The 10,617-nt window shown below is 57.1% G+C and carries 7 protein-coding genes and 1 pseudogene; 7 read left to right on the top strand and 1 reads right to left on the bottom strand.

Annotated features, from left to right (window positions below):
* Positions 1-352 precede the first annotated feature (352 nt).
* Genes PRZ01_RS18935 through PRZ01_RS18905 form a run of 7 tightly spaced genes read left to right on the top strand, consistent with a single transcriptional unit; the run spans position 353 to position 10,258 of the window.
* Positions 353-1,849, top strand: coding sequence for a type I restriction-modification system subunit M (locus tag PRZ01_RS18935; RefSeq protein WP_273598410.1), 1,497 nt, complete (start codon positions 353-355; stop codon positions 1,847-1,849).
* Positions 1,846-2,331, top strand: a complete 486-nt coding sequence (locus tag PRZ01_RS18930) for a hypothetical protein (protein WP_273598409.1) — start codon at positions 1,846-1,848, stop codon at positions 2,329-2,331. Before PRZ01_RS18935 ends, PRZ01_RS18930 begins: the two co-directional genes overlap by 4 nt.
* Positions 2,328-4,481: a type I restriction-modification system subunit M gene (locus tag PRZ01_RS18925; protein ID WP_273598408.1), complete on the top strand. Its 2,154-nt coding sequence runs from the start codon at positions 2,328-2,330 to the stop codon at positions 4,479-4,481. Before PRZ01_RS18930 ends, PRZ01_RS18925 begins: the two co-directional genes overlap by 4 nt.
* Positions 4,421-5,695 (top strand): restriction endonuclease subunit S, encoded by a 1,275-nt coding sequence (locus tag PRZ01_RS18920; RefSeq protein ID WP_273598407.1) that lies wholly within the window; start codon positions 4,421-4,423, stop codon positions 5,693-5,695. The genes PRZ01_RS18925 and PRZ01_RS18920 overlap by 61 nt, the downstream gene beginning before the upstream one ends.
* Positions 5,692-8,676, top strand: a complete 2,985-nt coding sequence (locus PRZ01_RS18915) for a type I restriction endonuclease subunit R (protein ID WP_273598406.1) — start codon at positions 5,692-5,694, stop codon at positions 8,674-8,676. The genes PRZ01_RS18920 and PRZ01_RS18915 overlap by 4 nt, the downstream gene beginning before the upstream one ends.
* A 35-nt stretch (positions 8,677-8,711) precedes the next feature.
* Positions 8,712-9,434, top strand: coding sequence for a HipA family kinase (locus PRZ01_RS18910; RefSeq protein ID WP_273598405.1), 723 nt, complete (start codon positions 8,712-8,714; stop codon positions 9,432-9,434).
* A complete protein-coding gene (locus tag PRZ01_RS18905; protein ID WP_273598404.1) occupies positions 9,419-10,258 on the top strand; it encodes a DUF3037 domain-containing protein in 840 nt (279 codons plus the stop codon). Before PRZ01_RS18910 ends, PRZ01_RS18905 begins: the two co-directional genes overlap by 16 nt.
* Before the next feature lie 117 nt (positions 10,259-10,375).
* On the opposite strand, the pseudogene PRZ01_RS19340 reads toward PRZ01_RS18905, so the two are convergent.
* Positions 10,376-10,495, bottom strand: a pseudogene (locus PRZ01_RS19340) (AbiJ-NTD4 domain-containing protein); the annotation flags it as partial.
* Positions 10,496-10,617: the final 122 nt, after the last annotated feature.

Raw genomic sequence — 10,617 nt, 5'->3', positions numbered from 1 at the left:
TGGCTGGCATTGCGCAACATCACAGAGGATTGGGGACGGCCAGCCAACAACTGGAAATCAGCAATGAACCAATTCGCGATCCTCTACGACGACCGGTTCACCAAATCGAGCCCGTAAGATCTCCAGCCAGCTTCACGAAACCGGTGAAGGTTCAATGAGCCTCACACACAGAAATTCGGACAGGCCCGCCAGCAAGCCCATCCTTCGCTGCTTCAGTCCGCCAGACCCGTCCTAACGGTTAACGCGCCTGTAGACTCCTCCCCCGGGCGCGGACCATGCGGAATGTTTTTCGCAAGCCGCTCCAGCATGAAATGCTCCTCCTTGCCCGATTCAAGCCACGATACCCAGGTCCATGAGCCAATCCCCTGTCACTCTCTCCATTCTTGAAGGCCACCTCTGGGAATCAGCCAATATCCTGCGCGGCCCGGTGGATGCGGCCGACTTCAAGACCTATATCTTTCCCTTGCTGTTTTTCAAGCGAATCTGCGATGTCTGGGACGAGGAGTACCAGGAGATCGTCGACGAGACCGGTGACGAGCAACTGGCTTGGTTCCCTGAGTCTCACCGCTTTCAGATCCCCGAAGACTGCCACTGGAACGACGTCCGAAGCAAGGCGAGCAATGTTGGCGCAGCCTTGCAGCGTGCCATGCGTGAGATTGAGAAGGCCAATCCGGATTCCTTGTATGGCGTGTTCGGTGACGCACAGTGGTCAAACAAGGACCGGCTATCCGATGCGCTGCTCAAGGATTTGATCGAGCACTTCTCCAAACTGCCGTTCGGCAACCAAAACGTTACCTCTGATCTGCTCGGTGACGCCTACGAATACCTGATCAAGAAGTTCGCTGACGCGACCAACAAGAAGGCCGGTGAGTTCTATACGCCGCGCAGCGTCGTGCGCTTGATGATCGACATGCTCGACCCTAAAGAGGCCGACACCATCTACGACCCGGCTTGCGGCACCGGCGGCATGTTGTTGTCTGCTGTGCAACACGTCAAAGAGCAGCACGGTGACACCAAGCGCCTGTGGGGCAAGCTTTTTGGCCAAGAGAAAAACCTCACCACGTCCGCCATCGCTCGCATGAACTTGTTCCTTCACGGCATCGAGGACTTTCAGGTCGTGCGTGGTGACACCTTGCGTAACCCTGCATTCTTTGAAGGCGACAGGCTCGCCACCTTTGACTGCGTGATTGCCAATCCGCCCTTTTCGCTAGAAAAGTGGGGTGAAGAGCAATGGGTCAACGATGCGTTCGGCCGCAACTTCGCCGGCCTGCCTCCATCGTCCAGCGGAGACTTCGCCTGGGTTCAACACATGGTCAAGTCCATGGCCGATGTGAGCGGTCGGATGGCCGTGGTCTTGCCCCAAGGCGCCTTGTTCCGCAAAGGGGCAGAAGGCAGCATCCGGCAGAAGTTGCTGGAGTTGGATTTGGTGGAGGCCGTGATCGGCCTGGCGCCCAACCTGTTTTATGGCACCGGCTTGGCGGCCTGCATCTTGGTCCTGCGCAAACGCAAGACTGCCAAGCACAAGAAGAAGGTGTTGATCGTGGATGCTTCGCGCCTTTTTCGCCGAGGCCGTGCACAGAACTATCTGGAGCTTGAGCATGCTGCCGAGATCTTGGGCTTTTGTCGTGGCTTTGCCGATGTGGAGGACACGGCCCGGGTGGTCACGCTTGATGAAATCAAGTCTGAAGACTGGACGCTGAACATCTCGCGTTACGTCTTGCCGCCGCTGCAAGAGGACATTCCGCCCTTGCCTGAGGCCATAGCCGCGTTCAAGGACGCGCTGAGCCGTTGCCGCGAGGCGGAAGACCACCTAGCGCGAGTCATGGAAGAAGGCGGTTGGCTGCGATGAGCACGACCTTGATCCTCATCCCGCCGGAGGACGCCTGTGTCATTGCCCGGCTGAGCCGAGCCTTGGCAAAGCGACTCGTACAGAGCAGCGATGTGCCAGCACGGCGGCAAACGCTGATGCGGGCACTCTTTGGACTGCAGAGATTGCCAATTCTGATCCCCGATCTGAACATCTCGATCTCCGCCGGCCAGTACCAGTTTCAGATCGATTCCGAGCACTGCGGCTTCGTCAGCTACACAGAGGACGGGCACACCGAGTTCCGCATCCAGTACTTCGCTGGCTCCTCGCACTGCATTGAGTGGTTTGCGACCCTTGTGGGCGAGGTGAAGATTGGGGCCGCAATGCTCCGACTGGACGCCTTTGCTGAGGCGATGGAAGAGGCGGACCAACTCACCGTCGCAGACTACTCGACGCCGGGCGCAGCCGATGAGCCGCCAATTAACGACTACCTGGAATACGCGCAGACGTACGACAAGCCATGAGCCGCATCACCCAACAAGAACTCGAAAGCTACCTCTGGGGTGCTGCCGTGCTGCTGCGCGGCCTCATCGATGCGGGCGATTACAAGCAGTTCATCTTCCCGCTGCTGTTCTACAAGCGCGTTGCAGATGTGTGGGAGGAGGAATACCAGGCCGCGCTGGGCAACTCCAAGGGCGATCTCTCTTACGCGCAGTTCGCTGAGAACCATCGCTTTCAGATCCCTGACGGTGCGCATTGGAACGATGTGCGCCAGACCCCGAAGAACGTCGGCGCAGCCATCCAGAGGGCGATGCGGACGATCGAAACAGCCAACCCGGGCATGCTCGATGGCATCTTCGGCGACGCGGCCTGGACTAACCGCGAACGGCTGCCCGATGAAACGCTGAAAGACCTGATCGAGCATTTCTCGACGCAGACACTCTCGGTGGCCAACGTGCCCGAGGACGAACTGGGCAATGCGTACGAATACCTGATCAAGAAGTTTGCCGACGACTCGGGCCATACAGCCGCCGAGTTCTATACCAACCGCACCGTCGTCCACCTGATGACGCAGCTGCTCAGCCCCCAGGCCGGTGAGTCAATCTATGACCCTACCTGCGGCACCGGCGGCATGCTGATCTCGGCCTTGGACGAAGTGAAACGCTCAGGCGGCGAATATCGAACGCTCAAACTCTACGGGCAGGAACGCAACCTGATTACTTCGTCCATTGCCCGCATGAACCTGTTCCTGCACGGCGTGGAAGACTTCGATATCAGCCGGGGTGACACCCTGGCTGAACCCAAGCATATCGAGGGCGACCGTTTGCGCCAGTTCGATGTGATCCTGGCCAACCCGCCGTACTCCATCAAGCAATGGGACCGCGAGGCCTGGAGCAGTGATAAGTGGGGTCGCAATGAGTTGGGTACGCCGCCACAGGGTCGCGCCGACTATGCCTTCCAGCAGCACATCCTTACCAGCCTCACCGCCAAGGGCCGCTGTGCGGTTCTCTGGCCTCACGGCGTGCTGTTCCGCAACGAGGAACAGACTATGCGCGCAAAGATGATTGAGCAGGATTGGGTAGAGGCCGTCATTGGCCTTGGCCCCAACCTGTTCTACAACTCCCCGATGGAGTCGTGCATCGTTATCTGCAACCGCAAGAAGGCGAAAGCGCGCAAGGGCAAGGTGATCTTCATCGACGCGGTGAACGAGGTCACCCGCGAGCGAGCACAGAGTTTCCTTACGCCAGATCAACAGCAGCGCATCCTGACCGCTTACAAGAAATTTGCGGATGTGACCGGGCTCGCGAAGGTTGCCTCCTTGACCGAGATCAGCGCCCATGCTGCCAACCTGTCGATACCGCTGTACGTGAAGCGCATTGCAGCAGCAGTCGCCACCGACAGCAATGGAGACGCCTTGTCGTTGCGCTCGGCCTGGGATCAATGGCAAACCGATGGCCGTGCGTTCTGGCAACAGATGGACGCGCTTGAGAGCGAGCTTGACTCTCTGGAAGCTGTTGTTCGTCGAGGCGATGCGCACTTGATCCCGGCGGATTTTGAAAGTTTAGACGACATTGGCATCGTCATTCGCACCGCGATCCGACAGATTGCCTCCCGATTTCCGCAGACGGACTTAAAAGCCTTGGCGGCAGGTTTTTACGACGTAGTCGAAGTTAGACAGCGGGCCACTAGCAGGTCCACCGGTTCGACCCGCAATGTCAAAGAAGACACGCTTGCGTTCGTCACGCATGAATCGCTTGGACGAAAGGGCGGGAGTACATGGAAGATCAGCAACATCATTTTCAACATGAAGAAGCTGGTGGATGTTGGGCCAGATGTCTTGATCGCAGGTGCCGGGGGTGCTACGGCACCTGCATGGTTGCTGCCATGGATAGGTCTGTATGTCCTGAATAAATTGATTCGATACGGAAATGTGGCCATTACAGAGGTTGAGTCGACACTCCTGCGGGCGCTTTGGCTAAACCGAAACGATAAGCGTGAAGTTCGAGATGATCTCGCGCTTCAAATGGTCAACGTCGAGCGTCGGAAGCTTCGGCTTGGGCCAATAACACAGCAGCAGTTCGATGAAGCTGAGACTCACCTTATCGAGTTGCGATGCATCAGCAAACGCAATGGAGTTATCCATCTGCAGGAACGCGTCGTCGTTACCAATTGATAGCCATGAATAGAAAAGCAATGGTTCGTTCAAACGCGAGCTCTAAATGGCCGCTGGTTAAATTTGGCGACGTGGTGCGACTCTCGAAAGTCCGCAGCCAAGATCCTCTTACCGACGGCTTTGACCGCTACGTTGGTCTTGAGCATCTGGAGCCGGGCGATTTGCGCATTCGCAGCTGGGGCAACGTCGCTGACGGCGTGACCTTTACCAGCGTGTTTAAACCCGGACAGGTGCTGTTCGGCAAGCGCCGCGCCTACCAGCGCAAGGTGGCTGTAGCGGATTTCTCCGGAGTGTGTTCCGGGGATATCTATGTACTAGAGACCAAGGACTCAAAGGTTTTGCTGCCGAATTTCCTGCCGTTCATCTGCCAGACCGATGCCTTCTTCGATCACGCGGTTGGTACGTCAGCAGGCTCATTGAGCCCGCGCACGAACTGGACGAGTTTGGCGGGTTTTGAGCTTGCACTCCCACCTATACAAGAGCAGCTTGAGTTGGTTTCAACGCTGCTACAGGCAGTTGAGGTCAGGGAGCGGTTGCGTCATGCCAGCTCCACGGGTTCTACTCTGTTCGAACGACTAGTCCTTGACACATTTGCACCACGTCGCGAGAACTATCACGACAGCGACCCATTGTCTGTCTTCCCGGCAAGTTGGGCTGTATCAACGATGGAGGTTTTGTGTCCAACGGATGCGCCAATCTGTTACGGCATTGTTCAAGTTGGAGATAACGATCCAGCAGGAATTCCGACCGTTCAAATCAAGGATCTCTCGGGTGACTTTAGTGGTCCATTACATAAAACCAGCAAAGACGTTGAGAGCGGATATGGTCGGAGCCGCATTGAGTCAGGCGACGTACTGATTTCGGTCAAGGCGATCATCGGTGAAGTGGCCTGCGTTCCGCCCCGGTTTACCGGAAACATCTCACGCGACATTGCACGGATTCGCCCGGGACCAAAGATTGACAGTGGCTTCATGCTTTTGCTGCTGCGCTCTGCGCCTTACCGGCGATACATTCAAAAATACATTGTGGGATCGACTCGCGATGAACTGTCTATTGGCACGCTGAAAAAGCTTCGTGTCCCTTACCCTGATATGGAGGAGCAGAAATCAATCGTCGCTACTCTTGAAGCAGTCAAAATTGCGACTACACAATTTGAAAAAAGGCGCGAATGCAACAGGAAGTTGGTGTCCGCTTTCCTGCAGGAGGCTCTATGAGCTTCAGTGAGTCCAACACCGTCGAAGCCTACGTCCGCGATCTGCTCGCCGGCCCAATCAAAGCTGTTCCGGCCAACACCGTCCAGGAACCCCAGTCCAGGTACGGCCCCAGCCCCAAAGGCATCGGCTGGCGCTACGCTGCCCCGGCCGAGGTGCCCCGTCAGATTCAGGAAGTGCTGGTTGAGCCTTGGCTGCGCGAGGCGCTGATTCGCCTGAACCCGGAGATTGCTACCCAGCGCGACCGCGCCGACGAGGTGCTCTACAAGCTGCGCGCCATCGTGCTGTCAGTGCGCTCGGATGGTCTGATCCGCGCCAACGAGGAAATGACGGCCTGGATGCGCGGCGAGCGTTCGATGCCTTTCGGCCCAAACAACGAGCATGTGCCGGTGCGGCTGATCGACCTGGACGACCTGACACAGAACCAGTACATCGTCACCCAGCAGTTTGTCTGCCGCGCCGGTCCCACCGAGCGCCGCGCCGACCTTGTGTTGTTGGTCAACGGACTGCCACTGGTGCTGATCGAGGCCAAGACCCCGGTCAAGAAATGCATCAGCTGGGTGGATGGCGCGGTGCAGGTGCACAACGACTACGAAAAGTTCGTGCCGGAGCTTTTTGTCTGCAATGTGTTCTCAGTGGCCACGGAAGGCAAGGCCTATCACTACGGATCGATTGGCCTGCCGGTCAAGGATTGGGGACCGTGGCATCTGGATGGTGGTGATGCTCAACACCATCCGCTGATGTCGCTCAAGCTCTCGGCCGAGAGCATGTTGCGCCCAAATGTGGTGTTAGACATCCTCGGCAGCTTCACCCTGTTCGCCACGGACAAGAAGAAACGCCGCATCAAAATCATCTGCCGCTATCAGCAATATGAGGCGGCCAACAAGCTGGTGGAACGCGTGCTGGCGGGCTACCCCAAGAAGGGATTGATCTGGCACTTCCAGGGTTCGGGCAAGTCCCTGCTGATGGTGTTTGCCGCGCAGAAGCTGCGCATGCACGCTGGCCTGAAGAACCCTACGGTGCTGATTGTGGTGGACCGCATCGATCTCGACAGCCAGATCACCGGCACCTTCACCGGGGCGGACATTCCCAACCTGGAAAAGGCCGACACCCGCGAGAAGCTGCAGCAACTGCTGGCGCAAGACGTGCGCAAGATCATCATCACGACGATCTTCAAGTTCGGCGAGGCCACTGGCTGCCTGAACGACCGCAGCAACATCATTGCGCTGGTGGATGAAGCCCACCGCACGCAGGAAGGTGACCTGGGCCGCAAGATGCGCGAGGCTTTGCCTAATGCGTTCTTGTTTGGACTTACTGGCACGCCGATCAACCGTTCCGACCGCAACACCTTCTACGCTTTTGGTGCCGACGAGGATGAAAAGGGTTACATGAGCCGATACGGCTTCGAGGAGTCGATCCGTGACGGCGCCACCTTGAAGCTGCACTTCGAGCCGCGCTTGATCGATCTGCACATCGACAAGGTCGCGCTGGATGCCGCCTACAAGGATTTGACTGGTGGCCTGTCAGACCTGGACAAGGACAACCTAGCCAAGACCGCCGCCAAGATGGCCGTGCTGGTGAAGACGCCCGAGCGGGTGCGCAAGATTTGTGAAGACATCGTCCAGCACTTCACGACCAAGGTGGAGCCCAACGGTTTCAAGGGGCAGATCGTCACTTTTGATCGCCAGTCCTGCTTGCTGTTCAAAGCCGAGCTGGACAAGCTGTTGCCGCCAGAAGCCTCGGACATCGTGATGTCGGTGCAAGCGTCCGACAAGAAAGAGCATCCTGAGTATTCGGTCTTTGAACGTTCACGAGATGCGGAAGAGCGGCTGTTGGACCGCTTTCGGGACCCGGCTGACCCGCTGAAGCTGATCATCGTCACCGCCAAGCTGCTGACCGGCTTTGACGCGCCTATTTTGCAGGCCATGTACTTGGACAAGCCGCTGCGTGACCACACGCTGCTGCAGGCCATTTGCCGGGTGAATCGCACCTATTCCGAGCAAAAGACGCATGGCTTGATCGTCGACTACCTCGGCATCTTCGATGACGTGGCGGTAGCGCTGGAGTTCGATGACGAAAGCGTCAGGCAGGTGGTCAGCAACATCCAAGAGTTGAAGGACAAGCTGCCGGAGGCGATGCAAAAGTGCCTGGCCTTCTTCCACGGTTGTGACCGCGCCCAACAAGGCTATGAAGGCCTCATTGCCGCACAACAGTGCCTGCCCAACAACGAGGTGCGCGACAACTTTGCCGCCGAGTTCAGCGTACTGAACAAGATATGGGAAGCCTTGTCACCAGACACGGTGCTTGGACCCTTTGAGAAGGATTACAAGTGGCTGTCACAGGTGTATCAGTCGGTGCAGCCCTCAAGTGGCCACGGCAAGCTAATCTGGCATTCACTCGGCGCGAAGACGATTGAGCTGATTCACCAAAACGTGCATGTGGATGCAGTGCGGGATGACCTCGACACCTTGGTGCTGGATGCTGACTTGCTGGAGGCAGTGCTTTCGAACCCTGATCCGAAGCAGGCCAAGGAAATCGAGATCAAGCTCAAGCGCCGATTGCGCGGGCATGGCGGCAATCCCAAGTTCAAGAAGCTGTCGGAGCGGCTGGATGCGCTGAAGGACCGATTTGAGTCGGGGCAGATCAATAGCGTGGAGTTCTTGAAGACTTTGCTGGAGATCGCCAAGGAGACGCTGCAGGCCGAAAAAGAGATACCGCCCGAAGAAGATGAAGATCGCGGCAAGTCAGCACTGACCGAGCTGTTCAACGAGGTCAAAACGGCAGAAGTGCCGATCATGGTTGAACGGGTGGTGGCGGACATCGATGAGATCGTGCGCTTGGTCCGCTTCCCCGGTTGGCAGAGCACGCAGGCCGGCGAGCGCGAGGTGAAGAAGGCGCTGCGCAAGGCACTCTTCAAGTACAAGCTGCACGCGGATGAGGAACTGTTTGAGAAGGCGTATCAGTACATCAAGCAGTATTACTGATCGGCCACGCACGAGAACTCAGGGACTCAGACAAGATGGCCATACAGATCGTTGAAATCATCGGTCCTAGTGATCAAGGGAGAAGTCGCCCCTACCGTTGTCGCGCAGAAGACGGTGAAATCTACTTCGTCAAGGGCAGGCAAACAAACCGCTCCAGCCTATGGAACGAGTGGATATGCGCCCATTTGGCTCAAGCTTTTGGCTTAGCCGTGCCTCCTTTTGGCATTCTCGACGTCAGCCCTGAACTGCTTGCCGAGACGCCTTTGGGCTGGCGGGAGATAGGCGAAGGGCCGGCCTTTGGCTCAATGCTTCATGCCAGCGCGGCCTGGCTGGAGCCCAGCATGGCGGCCAACGTGCCGATTGCCTCGCAGCGTGATGTTCTTGTGTTTGATTGGTGGGTGCGAAATTGCGACCGCCAAATTGGGAATACAAATCTTCTCTGGGATGCCGGGGCCAAGAAGCTCGTCGTGATTGACCACAATTTGGCTTTTGACCCTGACTTTTCAGCGGCAGACTTCATAGAACAACACATCTTTGCGCCGCAATGGGCTCAAATCAGCGCAGACTTGGTGCTGCAGGCAGAATATTCCACGCGTTTGAGTGCGGCCTTGGAACTGGCTGCTCCAGCCTGCGAGAATGCACCTCCCGAGTGGGGGTGGATGAACCCAGAAATGGATCTTCGCGCCAACTTTGACTTAGAAAACATCTTCGCAACCTTAGCTCGTTGTGCGAGCCCTGAACTATGGAGGACGGTATGAAAAAGTTTGCTTGCCGCTATGCCATCGTTCAGTTCCTGCCCTACAGCGAGACAGGTGAATTTGCCAATGTCGGCTTGGTGTTGACTTGCCCAAGCACTGGCTTCTTCGAATTCAAGCTGGAGATTCGCAAGTACGGGCGTGTTACCGGATTCTTCGACGAGTTACCCGCTGATGTCTATCGCACTGCGATGAAGTTGATGGAGGGGGAGCTGACACGCGTTCGCGGCTTGGTTCGTGAACAGCCCAGCGGGCCGCACCGTGCAGACCAGATCCGAGCTTTGCTAGACGGGCTTGCACATCCTCGCGAAGCCATTGTGCGGTTCGGCGCAATACGCCCTGTGCTCACGGATGATCCGCAGGCAGAGCTGGGCAAGTTGTTCGAGTACTACGTAGATCGTTCATTTGCGACACCGGAGTACGTCGAGCACAGCATTGCCAAGCGCCTGCATGGCCTGATTGCTGGCCTGCATTTGAGCGCGCCGTTCAAGGCTGAACGCATCGGTGACGATCAGATTCACGCCAATTTCCCGCTGGTACAGCGTCAGCATGACCAGGTTGCCAAGGTGATCAAGCCTTTCAACCTGGCTCAGAGTGAAGCCAACGGAATCTTCGATCATGGTGATGCCTGGCTGCAAAAAATCCGTCGATTGCGCAAGCGGCAATTGCTGCCGCGTGACGTGCTGTTTGCGGTTGCGGTACCACCTGTCGCTGACACCAAACGCTTCTCGGCCTATCAAGAAATCTGTGGCGAATTGCGGATAGAGGATGTGCAGGTCGTAGAGCAGGGTGCTGAATCCGTCATTTTGGATTTCGCTGCGCGTTGATTGCAAGGGCTGGCCATAGCTGCTCAATGCGCCGGGTCGCATTGAGCAAGCTGTTCGCCATGTCTTCAAGCAGGCGGACCCCCGGTTGACTCACCAGCTCTTCCCGCAGACTGCTTACTATGCTTTCTTGAGCATGAGTTGAATCATTGCGAACAGGCGGTGGAAAAGGTAGTCGACCTGATCCGTATCGATCACCGGCACTTGGTTTACCTCAGAGTGGCGAATCAGGTGGCTATTTCGAGCCTGTCAGAAATTTTGTGTGTGAGGCATAGCATGTCGACAAGGAGCATGAATGCCACGCAAGACAAAAACCACCGCTACGGCGGACCAGGCGGCGCAGCCGCAATTCCAGATCCCCG

The organism is Roseateles koreensis (genome assembly GCF_028595305.1).
GTDB classification, from domain to species: domain Bacteria; phylum Pseudomonadota; class Gammaproteobacteria; order Burkholderiales; family Burkholderiaceae_C; genus Paucibacter_A; species Paucibacter_A koreensis.
The sequence above is the reverse complement of the archived record's forward strand: the minus strand, read 5'-3'. Positions and strand labels throughout refer to the sequence as shown.